This window comes from Pseudomonas sp. LPB4.O (assembly GCF_038383825.1).
Lineage (GTDB): Bacteria > Pseudomonadota > Gammaproteobacteria > Pseudomonadales > Pseudomonadaceae > Aquipseudomonas > Aquipseudomonas putida.
Genome location: NZ_CP151298.1, coordinates 1137832 through 1152767, shown reverse-complemented (window position 1 = coordinate 1152767; position 14936 = coordinate 1137832). Strand labels below are relative to the sequence as shown.

Annotated in this window: 13 protein-coding genes and 1 pseudogene; 6 read left to right on the top strand and 8 right to left on the bottom strand. The window is 62.0% G+C overall.

All coding sequences use genetic code 11. From position 1 onward, the window contains the following. Positions 1-72: 72 nt before the first annotated feature. The 3 genes from guaB to MRBLPB4O_RS05160 form a co-directional block, all read right to left on the bottom strand. A complete protein-coding gene (gene guaB / locus MRBLPB4O_RS05170; RefSeq protein ID WP_341797694.1) occupies positions 73-1542 on the bottom strand; it encodes an IMP dehydrogenase in 1470 nt (489 codons plus the stop codon). An 86-nt stretch (positions 1543-1628) separates the two neighbouring features. Then, positions 1629-2186, bottom strand: a complete 558-nt coding sequence (locus MRBLPB4O_RS05165; RefSeq protein WP_341797693.1) for a sugar ABC transporter ATPase — start codon at positions 2184-2186, stop codon at positions 1629-1631. 47 nt (positions 2187-2233) lie between these two features. Beyond that, complete coding sequence (locus MRBLPB4O_RS05160; RefSeq protein WP_341797692.1) at positions 2234-2989, bottom strand: sulfite exporter TauE/SafE family protein; 756 nt, start codon at positions 2987-2989, stop codon at positions 2234-2236. 97 nt (positions 2990-3086) lie between these two features. On the opposite strand from MRBLPB4O_RS05160, the gene MRBLPB4O_RS05155 reads away from it, so the two are divergent. The 5 genes and pseudogenes from MRBLPB4O_RS05155 to leuA all read left to right on the top strand — a co-directional run bounded on the left by MRBLPB4O_RS05155 (position 3087) and on the right by leuA (position 9077). Next, positions 3087-3965 carry a LysR substrate-binding domain-containing protein gene (locus tag MRBLPB4O_RS05155; protein WP_341797691.1) on the top strand — a complete coding sequence of 293 codons (879 nt, stop codon included), beginning with the start codon at positions 3087-3089 and terminating at the stop codon, positions 3963-3965. A gap of 162 nt (positions 3966-4127) precedes the next feature. Further along, positions 4128-4361 (top strand): annotated as a pseudogene (locus MRBLPB4O_RS05150) (RHS repeat-associated core domain-containing protein); the annotation flags it as partial. A 497-nt stretch (positions 4362-4858) separates the two neighbouring features. Next, entirely contained in the window at positions 4859-6238 is a 1380-nt protein-coding gene (xseA, locus tag MRBLPB4O_RS05145) for an exodeoxyribonuclease VII large subunit (RefSeq protein WP_063426450.1), read from the top strand. 3 nt (positions 6239-6241) lie between these two features. Next, complete coding sequence (locus MRBLPB4O_RS05140; RefSeq protein ID WP_341797690.1) at positions 6242-7069, top strand: peptidoglycan DD-metalloendopeptidase family protein; 828 nt, start codon at positions 6242-6244, stop codon at positions 7067-7069. Between the two features lie 334 nt (positions 7070-7403). Then, positions 7404-9077, top strand: coding sequence for a 2-isopropylmalate synthase (leuA, locus tag MRBLPB4O_RS05135; protein WP_341797689.1), 1674 nt, complete (start codon positions 7404-7406; stop codon positions 9075-9077). Between the two features lie 54 nt (positions 9078-9131). On the opposite strand, the gene MRBLPB4O_RS05130 is transcribed toward leuA, so the two are convergent. The 4 genes from MRBLPB4O_RS05130 to zwf form a co-directional block, all read right to left on the bottom strand. After that, on the bottom strand, positions 9132-9875 hold the full coding sequence (locus MRBLPB4O_RS05130; protein ID WP_341797688.1) for a monalysin family beta-barrel pore-forming toxin: 744 nt from the start codon (positions 9873-9875) through the stop codon (positions 9132-9134). Between the two features lie 168 nt (positions 9876-10043). Then, positions 10044-10724 carry a bifunctional 4-hydroxy-2-oxoglutarate aldolase/2-dehydro-3-deoxy-phosphogluconate aldolase gene (locus MRBLPB4O_RS05125; protein ID WP_341797687.1) on the bottom strand — a complete coding sequence of 227 codons (681 nt, stop codon included), beginning with the start codon at positions 10722-10724 and terminating at the stop codon, positions 10044-10046. Between the two features lie 17 nt (positions 10725-10741). Then, a complete protein-coding gene (gene pgl / locus MRBLPB4O_RS05120; RefSeq protein WP_341797686.1) occupies positions 10742-11455 on the bottom strand; it encodes a 6-phosphogluconolactonase in 714 nt (237 codons plus the stop codon). Further along, entirely contained in the window at positions 11442-12911 is a 1470-nt protein-coding gene (zwf, locus tag MRBLPB4O_RS05115) for a glucose-6-phosphate dehydrogenase (protein WP_016501277.1), read from the bottom strand. Before zwf ends, pgl begins: the two co-directional genes overlap by 14 nt. A gap of 211 nt (positions 12912-13122) precedes the next feature. Between zwf and hexR the strand changes: the two genes are divergently transcribed. Continuing rightward, a complete protein-coding gene (gene hexR, locus MRBLPB4O_RS05110; RefSeq protein WP_169725179.1) occupies positions 13123-13986 on the top strand; it encodes a DNA-binding transcriptional regulator HexR in 864 nt (287 codons plus the stop codon). On the opposite strand, the gene MRBLPB4O_RS05105 is transcribed toward hexR, so the two are convergent. Continuing rightward, complete coding sequence (locus tag MRBLPB4O_RS05105; protein ID WP_043196831.1) at positions 13979-14833, bottom strand: D-hexose-6-phosphate mutarotase; 855 nt, start codon at positions 14831-14833, stop codon at positions 13979-13981. The genes hexR and MRBLPB4O_RS05105 overlap by 8 nt on opposite strands. Positions 14834-14936: the final 103 nt, after the last annotated feature.

Sequence of the window (14936 nt, the reverse complement as noted above, 5' to 3'; positions counted from 1 at the left end):
ATCTCGTCAGTGGAAATCGGAAACGACGCGGGGCTGTCGTGACAGCCCCGCATCCTTATATTGCTGGAAGCCTCAGCCTACGCGGTAGTTAGGGGCTTCTTTGGTGATTTGCACATCATGCACGTGGGACTCGGCCATGCCGGCACCAGTGATGCGTACAAATTCCGGCTTGGTGCGCATCTCTTCGATGGTTGCGCTGCCGGTGTAGCCCATGGACGAACGCAGGCCGCCCATCAGCTGGTGGATGATCGCGGCCAGGGCGCCCTTGTAAGGCACGCGGCCTTCGATCCCCTCAGGAACAAGCTTCTCGGCGCCGGCCGAGGAGTCCTGGAAGTAACGGTCGGACGAGCCTTGCGCCTGTGCCATGGCACCCAGCGAGCCCATGCCGCGGTAGGCCTTGTAGGAACGGCCCTGGAACAGTTCGACTTCACCCGGGGCCTCTTCGGTACCGGCAAACATCGAACCCATCATCACGCAGGAAGCACCGGCAACGATGGCCTTGGACAGGTCACCGGAGAAGCGGATACCGCCGTCGGCGATCAGTGGCACGCCAGTGCCTTCCAGTGCAGCGGCGACGTTGGCGATGGCGCTGATTTGCGGCACGCCGACACCGGCAACGATACGGGTGGTGCAGATCGAGCCTGGGCCGATACCGACCTTGACGGCGTCAGCGCCAGCTTCGGCCAAAGCCTTGGCTGCGGCGCCGGTGGCGATGTTGCCGCCGATCACCTGCACTTGCGGGTAGGTTTCTTTAACCCAGCGAACGCGGTCGATCACGCCTTTGGAGTGACCGTGGGCAGTGTCGACAACCACCACGTCAACGCCAGCGGCAACCAGGGCGGCAACGCGCTCGCCGGTGTCCTTGCCGGTGCCGACCGCAGCGCCGACGCGCAGACGCCCCTGGTCGTCCTTGCTGGCCAGCGGGTAGGCCTTGGCTTTTTCGATGTCCTTGACGGTCATCATGCCCTTGAGGCTGAACTTGTCGTCGACGATCAGGACTTTTTCCAGACGGTGCTTGTGCAGCAGCTCGCGGACTTCGTTCTTGTCGGCGCCTTCGCGGACGGTGACCAGACGCTCTTTGGGGGTCATCACCTCGCGGACCTTGGCGTCCAGGCGGGTTTCAAAGCGCACGTCACGGGAGGTGACGATACCGACCAGGTCGCCGTTCGCCAGCACCGGAACACCGGAGATGTTGTTCAGGCGGGTCAGGTCGAACAGGTCACGCACGGTGGCGTCGGCTTCGATGGTGATCGGGTCCTTGACCACGCCAGCCTCGAACTTCTTGACCTTGCGTACTTCGCCGGCCTGCTGTTCGATGGTCATGTTCTTGTGGATGATGCCGATGCCGCCTTCCTGGGCCATGGCAATGGCCAGACGCGCTTCGGTCACGGTATCCATGGCGGCGGAAACCAGCGGAATGTTCAGCTCGATGCCACGGGTCAAACGGGTCTTGAGACTGACTTCATTAGGCAGTACCTCAGAGTAGCCAGGTACAAGGAGGATATCGTCGAAGGTCAGGGCTTCTTGGCTGATACGCAGCATCGCGGGGGCTCCCGGGCGGGAAAAATGGAAGCGCGCCATTATACTCATGCAGGGCGCGCCGCTCAATGCAAAATAAGGGCCTTCGGTCAGCCTTGTGGCACTTTTACCTGCACCACGGCCACCGGCTGGTCGAGCCAGTCGGCAAAGCTGTCGAGAAAGGCCTGGGTAAACCCGGCCTCGCCCCAGTTGTTGAAGATGAACCCCAGGTTGGAAAAGGCACATGGCTGCAGGTAAATGAAGCCATTGATGTCATCTTCAAAGCCGCACAGCGGGCAGGTGAAGTTGTCGGTTACCGCCGGCGACCACTCTTCCAGGCTTTCGAACAGCGGCTCGCCCACCTCGCGCCGGCACTCCGGGCAACCGGCTTCTTCGAGAAAGCCTTCGGTGGGGGTGTAGATGCAGCGCTTGAGCACCACCTCCATGCCGTTGACCTGCTGGTCGAAGGGCAGCTTTTCCGGGTGGAGGGCCACCTTGCGCGCCCCTGCGGCCAGGGCATGGCCCATACGGTTGCCGGTGCGGCCACAGGTAGTCAGCTGTTCTTCGACGACCTTCTCGCGCACCAGCCAGCGCAGGATGGCGCGGGCGCGGGCTTCATGCACCGGGACGGTGGACAGCTTGGGAACGATGATGCTCTGGGTGTTCATGTACGGGACAAGCCTGAAAAACGCCGGTAATGACGCAATTCTACCGCTCAGGCGCTCAGGTAGCGACCAATCAACGCCAGCCCACTGGCCAGCACCAGCCAGGTGACCAGCCGAACAAAGGCTTCACGGGACAGCCGGTTGGTCAGCCGGCGCCCCACCCAGAGGCCGACGAACATGACTGGCAGCAAGCAGGCGGCGAGCAGCAACAGGCTTTGGTCGGCATACACACCGGCGATCAGGAACAGCGTCAGGCGTACGACCGTGCTGCAACTGATCAGCGCGCTCTGGGTGGCGCGTACCTGTTCCTTCACTTCCAGCCGTGCGCTCAGGTAAAGGGCATAAAGAAACCCGCCGCTGCCGAACAGCGCCCCGAACAACCCGCCTGCCGTACCCATCGGCAACGCCCACAAGCCCGACAGGCTGGCCGGCCGCACTTTCACTGCCAGCCCGTACAACGCATAGGCGGTCACGAACACCCCCATCAACAGCAGCAAAAGGTCGGACTTCAGTTGCAGCAGGAACACCACGCCCAACGTGCAGCCCAGGGCCATGAACGGCAACAGCCGTAACAACTCGCTGCGCACCACATCCCGGCGCGACGGCAGCAGGTTGCCGAACGCGGCAACAAAGTCCAGCAGCACCAGCAGCGGGATGATGCGTGACAACGGCATGAAATGGATCAGTACCGGCCCGGCCACCAGCGCGGTACCGAAACCGGCAATACCAAAGACGATGTAGGCAACACCAACACCCAGCAGGATGGGTAACCATTCAAGGCCGGAAAAAGACAGTTGGGCAAGCATGGCAGCAATTCCTGGGAAGACAGGCCAAGGTTAGCCAGCGATGAGCCATGCCGACTAATATGCCTTTATCGCCAAAGCCATCTCGAAAAGGCATGACATGACGTCGATCCGCCAGTTGCGTTACTTCGTGGAAATTGCCGAGTGTGGCAGCTTCAGCGGCGCCGCCGAACGGCTGTACATCGCCCAGTCGGCGCTGAGCCGGCAGATCAAGGAGCTGGAGCAGCAATTGGGCACGCCGCTGTTCGAACGCACGGCACGCCTGCCGCGCCTGACGCTGGCCGGCCAGGCCTTTCTGGAACGGGCACGCCGCTTGCTGGCCGACCTGGCGCAAGCTGAGCGCGTAACGCGCGACATTGGGGAGGGGTTGCAGGGCAGCCTGCGCCTGAATCATTCCAGTACTGTGCCGCTGATCGGCCCGATGCTGGCTCGCCTGGGGGACTATTTGCGGGAAAACCCGGGAGTTTCGCTGGAGATCGCGCAGCAGTCGTCGGAGGCCCAGCTGGAAGATATTGCGGCCGGCCGGCTGGACATTGGCCTGCTGCGCTTGCCAGTGCTGCGCCAGCACGAAGGCGTGATGCTGCATGAACTGTTCAGCGAACCGCTGTTGCTGGCGGTCGCCGCTGGGCACCCGTTGGCCAACGCGCAGCACGTTCAACTGGAGCAATTGAGGGAAGAACGCTTTATTTCCATCCCGCACCGGGACCGTGGCGGGCTGAGTTACCTGTCGGCTTCGTTGTGCATGGAGGCCGGCTTCTTTCCGCGCGCGGCGCAGGTGCTGTCGCGCAAAACTACACAATTGCAGCTGATTCAGGCGGGGTTCGGGGTGGCGTTACTGCCAGCGTGCATGCGTGAAATTGCATCGGCTTCGGTCAGTTTCGTGGCGCTGAAAGGGGGCTGCGAGAGCACCGTAGCGCTGGCTTGCCGACGTGATGCGGGGCAGATGGTGCGGCAGTTCGTGGCAGCGATGCAGCGTTGACCCAAGCCACCACCCTACCAGTCAAATCTGCCAGTTGAGTTTGCCCCGCTAGAGGGTTTGAATAACATCTGGAAACGAAGCAGGGCTCACGCCATGGAAGCGTTCAAACCACTGCAAAGCATCAAGTGCTGCGCACTTCAACGCGCAACGCCGTACTGCCCTTACGGGCACCGCAAATCGGAAGGCCACCTTACAACTTGGCTGGGATTCAACGGAGAACCCCAAGACCGACAATCTGAGTACTACATGCTGGGCAGAGGATATCGCGCCTACAACCCACGCCTATTGCGTTTCCTTTCGCCAGATAGCCTGAGCCCCTTCGGCAAAGGGGGAATCAATAGCTATGCCTACTGTGCGGGTGACCCGGTGAACTTTGCTGACCCATCTGGGCATTTAGCGCCTCCGAAACGTATTGCCCAAACACGCCGGGCAACCTCTTCCAGGCGACCCAGCCTTACTTCGGCATTCGAGAGGCTTGCGCAGCAGCAAGAAACGACTGAAGCCGCAGATCTAATTGCACAAACTGAGCGAGCTCTCACCCTGCAACGGGAACTGACGCAGCGTGCACAACCCCGCCCGCAGGAGGTTATCGGTAGCGCTGAAGCGACCCCTTACGCGTCAATGGAGAGCCTGCAAAGCAGTGAAAACTCTTCGCTCACCGACCTCCCGTCGGCGATACAACAATCGGTGCAAACTACAACTCCGAACACAACGGAGGTAACAGATATCAGAATGCAGGCACATGAGTTACGAGCCAATTCACCCAGTCGTCGCCGTGCCTCAATTTGAGCCTATGTACAATATGTCAGGTCTGAGTTGAGGTGGCGCCAATCTGGCAAATGGAGGTTCATATTGCTTGAAGCTCTCTGCCTGCAACTGCGATGATGCCCGCCATGATCAAAGACCCCTTCGAACGACTCGGCCTGGACCGTGAGGTCCTTACCGTCAGCCAACTCAACGGCCGCGCCCGCGTGCTGCTGGAAGACGTGTTCCGCAGCGTCTGGGTGGAAGGCGAAATCTCCAATCTTGCCCGCCCGGCATCCGGCCACATGTACTTCACCCTCAAGGACAGCGGCGCCCAGGTGCGTTGCGCGCTGTTCCGGCAAAACGCCACGCGGGTGCGCCAGGCCCTGCGCGACGGCCTGGCGGTGCGGGTACGCGGCAAGGTTTCGCTGTTCGAAGGGCGTGGCGACTACCAGCTGATTCTCGACACCGTCGAGCCAGCCGGTGACGGCGCATTGCGCCTTGCCTTCGAGGCGCTGAAGGAAAAGCTCAGTGCCGAGGGGCTGTTCAGCACCGAACGCAAAAAACCGCTACCGGCCCATCCTCAACGGATCGGCATCATCAGCTCGCCTACCGGCGCTGTGATCCGCGACATCATCAGCGTGTTTGGCCGCCGAGCCCCACAGGTGGAACTGAACCTGATCCCTACGGCGGTTCAGGGGCGCGAAGCCATCGCGCAGATCGTGCGCGCCATTCGCCTGGCCGACAGCCTTGGTTTCGATGCGCTGATCCTGGCCCGGGGTGGTGGTTCGCTGGAAGACCTGTGGTGCTTCAACGAAGAAGCCGTGGCGCGTGCCGTGGCCGCCTGCGTCACCCCTATTGTCAGCGCCGTGGGCCATGAAACCGACGTGTCGATCAGCGACTTCGTCGCCGACGTACGCGCCCCCACGCCGTCTGCCGCGGCCGAGTTGCTGGCCCCCGACAACAGTGGCTTGCAGCAACGGCTGGACGGCCTGCAACGGCGCCTGTTGCTGCGCATGCAGAACCGTCTGACCCATGACCGCCTGCGCCTGGAGTCACTGACCCGGCGCCTGCGTCACCCGGGCGAGCGCCTGCGTCAGCAAGCCCAGCGCCTGGACGACCTGGACATGCGCCTGCGCCGCGCCTTCATGCTCAGCCTCAACCAGCGCCGCGAGCGCCTGGCACGCATGGACACCCGCCTGGCCGCGCAGCACCCGGGGCGCAATCTGAAACTGCTGAGCCAGCGCCTCGACAGCCTGGCCGAGCGCCTGCCCCGGGCCATGCGCGATGTGTTGAAAGACCGTCGCCAACGCTTCCAGGCCCAGCTGCAAACCCTGCAAGTGGTCAGCCCGCTGGCCACCCTCGCCCGCGGCTACAGCATCCTGCTGGACGACCAGGGCCAGGCCATTCGCAGTGCCGAACAGACCCGCAACGGCCAGCGCCTCACCGCCCGCCTGAACGAAGGCGAACTGCAGGTGCGGGTCGAAGACAACCACCTGACCCCGGTCACTCTTTCACTACTGGACTGACACATGCCCCGCCTGCTCGCGCCCCTGCTCGCCCTCTCCCTCCTGCTGCTGGCTAGCGGCGCCCAGGCCAGCTATATCACCCGCACACTGAACAAGCCGGTGCCGGGTGGCGTGGCGGTGGTTGACCTGGGCCCCGCCACCAGCGCGCCCAGCGCCCGTTTCGACGGCAAGCCGGTGCTGGTGGTGAAGGAGCAGGACAACTGGCTGGCCATCGTCGGCATCCCGCTGACCCAGAAGCCCGGTACAGCCGTGCTGAGCCAGGACGGCCGCACCCTGCCCTTCAGCGTCGGGAGCAAGAAGTACCCTGAACAGCGCATCACCCTGAAGAACACTCGCCAGGTGAACCCGAACCCGGCCGACCTCAAGCGCATCGACCGCGAACTGGCCGAGCAGATCAAGGCCTACCGTAGCTTCAGCCCTACCCTGCCGAGCAACCTGATCCTCGACAAGCCGGTCAACGGCCCGCTGTCGAGCAAATTCGGCGTGCGCCGCTTCTTCAACGGTGAGGAGCGCAACCCCCATGCCGGGTTGGACTTCGCGGTGCCGGCGGGCACACCCATCAAGACCCCGGCCAATGGCAAGGTGATCCTGGTGGGGGATTACTTCTTCAATGGCCGCACGGTGTTCGTCGACCATGGGCAGGGCTTTATCAGCATGTTCTGCCATATGTCGAAGATCGATGTGCAGGTGGGGCAGCAACTGCGCCGTGGCGAGGTGGTCGGGCGCGTGGGCTCGACCGGGCGGGCAACCGGGCCGCACATGCACTGGAACATCAGCCTGAATGACGCGCGGGTGGACCCGGCGATTTTCATTGGCGCATTCCAACCCTGAGGCCAGCACTGTCATCACCCATACCACTGGGTTGCGCCATCGAAATATACCGCGCAAAAATAAAGAAACACTCAGCTAATTACAGCCATAAAATCTCGCTCAATGGCTTTTTTTAAGCATTTCTCTCAATTTTTCCCGAGCACTTGCCATCCCTGACCTCTCTGGTTAGGGTTGAAGGCATGAAAACCTTCAGCACCCTCATCCTGCTCCGACAACATCGCAGCCTCTGCCTGGTCAGCGCCCGACTACCAGGCTGAATCGCGTCGCCTCGCCTCTTCATCTCGTTATCGCTCGGCAGGCCCGATCTCGGCCGCACACAAAAAGGATTGCTTCCATGTCCATGCTCAAAGACCCTTCGAAGAAGTACCGCGCCTTCCCGACCATCGACCTGCCCGACCGTACCTGGCCGTCGAAGACCATCACCGCCGCGCCGATCTGGTGCAGCTCCGACCTGCGTGATGGCAACCAGTCGCTGATCGAGCCGATGGATTCGGAGAAGAAACTGCGCTTCTGGAAGACCCTGGTGCAGGTGGGCGTGAAGGAAATCGAAGCGTCGTTCCCGTCTGCCTCGCAGACCGATTTCGACTTCGTGCGCACCCTGATCGAGGACGGCCACATCCCGGACGACACCACCATCCAGGTGTTGACCCAGGCCCGTGAAGACCTGATCGCACGCACCTTCGAATCGCTGCGCGGCGCAAAGAAGGCCATCGTCCACCTGTACAACGCCACCAGCCCGTCGTTCCGCCGCATTGTCTTCAACCAGGACAAGCAAGGCGTGAAGGACATCGCGGTGAACGCGGCCAAGCTGTTCGTCAAGTACGCTGCCCAGCAGCCGGAAACCCAGTGGACCTTCCAGTACTCGCCCGAAACCTTCAGTGCCACCGAGATGGACTTCGCCAAGGAAGTCTGCGACGCGGTCATCGAGGTATGGAACCCGACGCCCGAGCACAAGATCATCCTCAACCTGCCGGCCACCGTGGAAGTGTCCACGCCGAACATCTACGCCGACCAGATCGAATGGTTCTGCCGCAATGTCAGCCGCCGCGACAGCGTGATCATCAGCCTGCACTGCCACAACGACCGTGGCACCGGCATCGCCGCCACCGAGCTGGGCCTGATGGCCGGCGCCGACCGTGCCGAAGGTTGCCTGTTCGGCAACGGCGAGCGTACCGGTAACGTCGACCTGGTGACCCTGGCACTGAACCTCTACACCCAAGGCATCGACCCGTTGCTGGACTTCTCCGACATCGACGGCGTGCGCAAAGTGGTCGAAGAGTGCAACCAGCTGCCGGTGCACCCACGTCACCCGTACGTGGGCGACCTGGTCCACACCGCTTTCTCCGGCTCGCACCAGGACGCCATCCGCAAGGGCTTCGCCAAGCAGCAGGATGGCGAACTGTGGGAAGTGCCATACCTGCCGATCGACCCGGCCGACATCGGCCGCAGCTACGAAGCGGTAATCCGCGTCAACAGCCAGTCGGGCAAAGGCGGTATCACCTACCTGCTCGAGCAGGAATATGGCATCAGCCTGCCGCGTCGCATGCAGATCGAATTCAGCCAGGTGGTACAGGGTGAAACCGACCGCCTGGGCCTGGAAATGACCGCCCAGCAGATCTACAGCCTGCTGCACAAGGAATACCTCCAGGCCAACGCGCCGTACGCGCTGGTCAGCCACCGCCTGCAGGAAGAAAACGGCCACAGCGCCGTGGAAGTGGAAGTTGCTGGCGAAGGCGAAACCACACTGCACTGGCGCGGCAAGGGCAACGGCGCCCTGGAAGCACTGGTGGCCGGCCTGCCGATTGCCGTGGAGATCATGGACTACAACGAGCATGCGATTGGCGCTGGCACCAACGCCAAGGCAGCTGCCTACATCGAACTGCGCGTGGCCGGTGGCCGCCCGGTACATGGCGTGGGTATCGATGAGAACATCACCACGGCCAGCTTCAAGGCCCTGTTCAGCGCGCTGAACCGCTCGCTGAGTCAGCAGGAAGCCAAAGCAGCCTGATGGTTCCAGCTACAAAAAAACCGCATCCATGATGCGGTTTTTTTCCGTCAGAATTTAATAGCGATTACCGGGTGTGAAGTAAGCACCATAATTGAATACCCATCGGCCACTATTTTCCGGGAACTGATGGCCCTTCACCAACGCTGCCTCTTGAATTTCATCCCACCCTAGCGGCTTGACCGAATTTTCAGCAGCTACCGTGATGATTGAACTGGTTGCAATAGACGTAAGTATGCACAGATCCTCCCTGTCCTTCCTACCCGCTTTGGCGTAGGTTTTAGCCTTTGCGTATTTAAAGAAATCCGCGAAATTTCCGGCACCTGTAACACAATGCGCATAGACCATGTGCATCTGATAAAAGTTGAAAATACCCGGCCCTTCCAATTCAATTTTCCGGGACCGCGTAGTCGAGTGGCTAATACCCTGAGTGGTCGTGGATGTCAGCTTCCCACCCACAACGCTCCCCAGAAATCCCGCCCCGAGGTTGACCTCTGTTTCTACAGAGGAAGAGAACGAGCGGCTATACCCCTCCACCGTAGACACTTCTTCAGTATGCGTTACGCTACTGGGAACCCGTGCCATTCCCGCATACTCCAGATACGCCATTATCGGGGTAGAGTAGGTACCCCAGTTCTGATTGACGACATACATGTCACCGTAAACGGTGTCGCCAAGTATCCAGCAGCCAGGATTGACCTTACCGTCTACGCCATACAAATAAGTTTCTATTTCATAAGCTCCCCGCTTATGGGGAAAGTTGCCAATCGTTCTAATCATTTCTTTATCGATGAAGCCCATACAAACTCTCCGCTTTGCATTCAGGATTGCAGCGCCATCGTAATCGTCGTATTCGGTATCGATAATCGGGAAAGGCTTCTTGCACCGGCGACCCGGTCACACAAAAAACGCCCATAAAAAAAGGGGCGCTGACCAAGCGCCCCTCAAGCTGTAAAGCACACAACAAATTCAGCTGGCGTCCAACAGTGCCATCGCCTCCGCACTGCACGCTTCGATCCGCGCCCAGTCGCCGTTCTTGATCCAGCTGCTGTCGAGCATCCAGGTTCCGCCCACGCACATCACGTTGGGCAAGGCCATGTAGTTACGCACATTGGCCGGGTTCACGCCGCCGGTTGGGCAGAAACGAATATCGCCAAACGGGCCACCAAAGGCCTTGATCGCCGCAACGCCGCCGCTGATTTCCGCCGGGAACAACTTGAACCGGCGGTAGCCCAGGGCATAGCCCATCATGATTTCGGAGGGCGTACTGATGCCTGGCAGCAGCGGGATTTCGCTGTCCACGCCCGCTTCGAGAATGTCCTGGGTAATGCCCGGGGTGACGACGAACTGTGCGCCGGCAGCCTCGACGGCGGCGAACATGCTGCGATCCAGTACGGTGCCTGCGCCAACGCACAACTCTGGGCGCTGCTCACGCAGCACCTGGATGGCCTTGAGCCCATGCTGGGAACGCAGGGTCACTTCCAGGGTACGGATACCGCCGGCGGCCAGGGCATCGGCCAGCGGCAGGATGTCTTCCTCACGGGCGATGGTGATCACCGGCAGGATGCGCGCCTTTTCGCAGATGGCATCGATCCGGGCGGCCTTGTCGGCCATCGAGAGCTTTGGCTGTGGGCGTTCGAGGGTGGTCATGACAGTGGATCCTTGGCTCATGGGCACCAGTAGATGTCCAGGGGGTCGTGAAGAAAAGCGCGAATCGGCATTTCAGTAAGGTCGTTGCCAGCCAGCGCGGCGCGCAGGGTAGCGAGTTTGCCCGGCCCTTGCACGGACAGCGCGATGAAGGCGGCGCTGGCCAGCAGCGAGCGGGTCATCGACAGGCGCTGGTGCGGCACGCTCGGCGCCAGCAACGGCAGGCAGCGACGCGGGCTGGCCAGGTCCAGGCCTGCTTCCAGGTTGGGGCTGGCGGGGAACAGCGAGGCGGTATGGCCATCGTCACCCATGCCCAGCACCAGCACGTCGATCGGCGGCAGCCCGGTCAAGGCCTGGTCGGCCTTGAGCGCAGCGGCATCAAGGTTTTCCGCCTGCTGGTACAGGCTAACAAAGCGGGCCTTGGCCGCCGCCCCCGTGAGCAGGTGGCGGGCCAACAGGCCAGCGTTGCTATCAGCATGCTCCACCGGCACCCAGCGCTCATCGGCCAGGCTGACGGTAACCTTGGCCCAGTCCAGGTGTTCACTGGCCAGCTTCTCAAGGAATGGCACCGGGCTGCGGCCACCAGACAGCACCACGCAGGCCTGGCCCTTGGCGGCAATGGCTGCACGAAGGCGCTCGGCCACATCATGGGCCAGGGTTGCAGCCAGCGTCTTGGCGTCGGCCAGCTCGTGAACCTTCACGGCTGCCGGCAATTTCAGTTCAGATATCCCCATACCACGCCCTCCCATCGCGTGTGATCAATGCAATCGAGCTCATCGGCCCCCAGGAGCCCGCCGCGTATGGCTTGGGCGCATCGCCCGCATTACGCCAGCCAGCGATCAACTGGTCGCACCACTTCCAGGCATATTCGATTTCGTCCTTGCGCACGAACAGGTTCTGGTTGCCACGCATCACTTCGAGCAACAGGCGCTCGTAGGCATCCGGAATCCGCGTACTGCGCCAGGTGTCAGAAAAATTGAGCTGCAACGGGCCGCTGCGCAGTTGCATGCCTTTGTCCAGGCCCTGCTCCTTGGTCATCACCCGTAAAGAAATGCCTTCGTCCGGTTGCAGGCGAATGATCAGCTTGTTACCGATTTGCAAACGCTGTTCCGGGGCGAAGATGTAGTGCGGCGTTTCCTTGAAGTGGATGACGATCTGCGACAGCTTCTGCGGCATGCGCTTGCCGGTGCGCAGGTAGAACGGCACACCCGACCAGCGCCAGTTGCGGATATCGGCTCGCAGGGCGACGAAGGTTTCGGTGTCGCTGCGGGCGTTGGCGTTGTCCTCTTCCAGGTAGCCAGGTACCGGCTTGCCCTCGCTGTAGCCGGCAATGTACTGACCACGCACCACTTGGGTGCTCAAACCCTCGCCCGTGATCGGTGCGAGGGCCTTTAGCACCTTCACCTTCTCATCACGAATGGCATCGGCGGACAGCTCGCTGGGCGGGTCCATGGCGATCAGGCACAGCAACTGCAGCAGATGGTTCTGGATCATGTCGCGTAGCTGGCCGGCCTTGTCGAAGTAGCCCCAGCGGCCTTCGATACCGACCTTTTCGGCAACGGTGATCTCCACGTGGGAGATGGAATTCTGGTTCCACTGGGTTTCGAACAGGCTATTGGCGAAACGCAGGGCAATCAGGTTCTGCACCGTCTCCTTGCCCAGATAGTGGTCGATACGGTACACCCGGTTTTCGGGGAAGAACCGCGCCACGGCATCGTTGACCCGTCGCGACGACTCCAGGTCGTGACCGATGGGCTTTTCCAGCACCACCCGGGTACGCGGGGCCAGCCCGGCGTTGTCGAGGTTTTCGCAGATGGCCCCGTACACCGCTGCCGCCGTGGCGAAGTAGGCGATCAGCGGCAGGTCGCCCGGCAACTGCTCGGCCAGGGCCTGGTAACCCTCAGGTTGCAGGAAGTCCAGGTGCTGGTAGCTCAACCGGGCCAGGAAGCGGCCCAATGCAGCAGGCTCGATATCGGCCTCGGGCACATGCCGGCGCAGGTGGGCTTCGATGCTGTTCAGGTGCTCCTGCGCGCTGCCTGCCTCGCGGGCCAGCGCCAGCAGGCGGGTGTCCGGGTGCAGCAGGTTGGCACGGTCGAGCTGGTAGAGCGCAGGAAACAGCTTGCGCAACGCCAGGTCGCCAAGGGCGCCAAACAGGGCAAATGTGCAAGGATCGACACTGATCGCAGCCATGATGTAGGTTCTTTCCTAAAGTTGGTCTAGGAATACCGCTTTCGAATACGGTTTTCAAGGGATAATGTAGTAAAAACCACAACATTAAACACAAGTATTACAGACAAGTGGTGCGCCACCCGCACCGACAGTACGATAGACGACCGTGCAAAAAGCCTGCTGCTTCGTCAGCCGGCTGTCTTCCCGACCCAAGGACACACCCATGGACCGCGTGCGAAACCTCCTGGAGCAGATCCAGGGACGCCTCGACGAGCTGAACAAGGCCGAACGCAAAGTCGCCGAAGTCATCCTGCTCAACCCGCAACAAGCCACCCGCTTCAGCATTGCTGCGCTGGCCCAGGCGGCCAAGGTCAGCGAACCGACCGTCAACCGCTTCTGCCGCTCGTTTGGCGTCAGCGGCTACCCCGAACTCAAGCTGCAACTGGCACAGAGCCTGGCCAGCGGCGCCGCCTACGTCAGCCGCGCGGTAGAGGCCGACGATGACCCGGCAGCCTACACCCAGAAGATCTTCGCCAGTGCCATCGCCTCGCTCGACGGCGCCTGCCAGCAACTGGACCCGCAGCAGGTCAGCCGCGCCGTGGACATGATGATCCAGGCCCGGCAGATCCACTTCTTCGGGCTGGGCGCCTCGGCCCCGGTGGCCCTGGACGCCCAGCACAAGTTCTTCCGCTTCAACCTGGCGGTGTCGGCCCACGCCGATGTACTGATGCAGCGCATGCTGGCCTCGGTGGCCCACACTGGCGACCTGTTCGTGATCATTTCCTACACCGGGCGCACCCGCGAACTGGTCGAAGTGGCCCGCCTGGCCCGTGAAAACGGCGCCTCGGTGCTGGGCCTGACCGCCGCAGGCTCGCCGCTGGCCAACGCCTGCAGCCTGAGCCTGCACATCCCGTTGCCGGAAGACACCGACATCTACATGCCGATGACCTCGCGGATCATCCAGCTGACCGTGCTCGATGTGCTGGCCACTGGCATGACCCTGCGCCGTGGCGTCGACTTCCAGCCGCACCTGCGCAAGATCAAGGAAAGCCTGAACGCCAGCCGCTACCCGATCGAGGACGACGAACTCAACTGAGCCGGTGCGCCTGCAGCCGCAGGTGGGCACGCTGCCCCGGCGCCAGGCTCAGGCCCTCGCCACTGCCGCTGGCGGCCTCGACACAGACAAAGCGCTGGCTTTCACGGCCGGTCACGCCCATCAGCGGTCGGTTACCCGGGTGCCAGACCACGGTGTCGTCGCTGTCGCCGGTATCGATGCACAGCTCGCGCTGCCAGGCCGGGTCCTGCAGCTGCACCCTCGGCGTGCCGGGGTAAACCTTCTGACAGCCGCCCTTGAGCTTCAGCGCGCCCTCTTCACGGCAGGCCTGGCGGTTGAGGCGGTCGTAACCTTCGATATCCTCCAACCCGGACAGCGCTATCTCGGACACGTCGCTGATACGCCAGTACGCCAGCAGCGCATGGCTCAGCTGGCAGGGTTCGCTGTCCTGGTGCTCGGTGCTCAGGCTCAGCTCCATACGGCTGCCCAGCCTTGCGTGCAGGTCGACCTGCCAGTCGCACAGGTCCAGGCGCCACTTCAAGGTCACGCCCTCCTCGTCTTCGCGGCTGTCCACCAGCTTCCAGTCCAGCAGGCGCGCCCAGCCATGGGCCGGCCACAGGTCCTCACTGGGGTGACGGCCATACCACGGCCAGCACACCGGCACACCGCCACGGATCGCCCCCACCTGCGGCCACTGCTCGGCGCACCACAGCCAAGGCCGTTCACCTGCCGGCTGAAAGTGCAGCAGCTGTGCGCCCTGGCGGCTGAATACCGCCTGGCAACGGGGGTGATCGATGATCAGCACATCGCGCTGCTGGTAACGCTCCCACTCGAATGTCGGCCTTGGCCGCTGCGAGGAAAAGAAGCGATGGAGCGGATGTTCGGGCATGGTTCAGAGCTCTTGTTGTTTGAGATAGCGCTGTCTCGGCCTATCCCCGACAACCACTGCAGGCCAGTGGGTGCCGGGAACCGAAAAGGGATTGGCGTAAATT

Excerpts from the sequence above, each read along its gene's own strand:
- pgl (WP_341797686.1), bottom strand. The coding sequence starts at position 11,455 with ATGGGGATATCTGAACTGAAATTGCCGGCAGCCGTGAAGGTTCACGAG.
- MRBLPB4O_RS05140 (WP_341797690.1), top strand. The coding sequence starts at position 6,242 with ATGCCCCGCCTGCTCGCGCCCCTGCTCGCCCTCTCCCTCCTGCTGCTG.
- MRBLPB4O_RS05105 (WP_043196831.1), bottom strand. The coding sequence starts at position 14,833 with ATGCCCGAACATCCGCTCCATCGCTTCTTTTCCTCGCAGCGGCCAAGG.
- xseA (WP_063426450.1), top strand. The coding sequence starts at position 4,859 with ATGATCAAAGACCCCTTCGAACGACTCGGCCTGGACCGTGAGGTCCTT.
- MRBLPB4O_RS05165 (WP_341797693.1), bottom strand. The coding sequence starts at position 2,186 with ATGAACACCCAGAGCATCATCGTTCCCAAGCTGTCCACCGTCCCGGTG.
- MRBLPB4O_RS05130 (WP_341797688.1), bottom strand. The coding sequence starts at position 9,875 with ATGGGCTTCATCGATAAAGAAATGATTAGAACGATTGGCAACTTTCCC.
- MRBLPB4O_RS05155 (WP_341797691.1), top strand. The coding sequence starts at position 3,087 with ATGACGTCGATCCGCCAGTTGCGTTACTTCGTGGAAATTGCCGAGTGT.
- guaB (WP_341797694.1), bottom strand. The coding sequence starts at position 1,542 with ATGCTGCGTATCAGCCAAGAAGCCCTGACCTTCGACGATATCCTCCTT.
- MRBLPB4O_RS05125 (WP_341797687.1), bottom strand. The coding sequence starts at position 10,724 with ATGACCACCCTCGAACGCCCACAGCCAAAGCTCTCGATGGCCGACAAG.
- MRBLPB4O_RS05160 (WP_341797692.1), bottom strand. The coding sequence starts at position 2,989 with ATGCTTGCCCAACTGTCTTTTTCCGGCCTTGAATGGTTACCCATCCTG.
- zwf (WP_016501277.1), bottom strand. The coding sequence starts at position 12,911 with ATGGCTGCGATCAGTGTCGATCCTTGCACATTTGCCCTGTTTGGCGCC.
- leuA (WP_341797689.1), top strand. The coding sequence starts at position 7,404 with ATGTCCATGCTCAAAGACCCTTCGAAGAAGTACCGCGCCTTCCCGACC.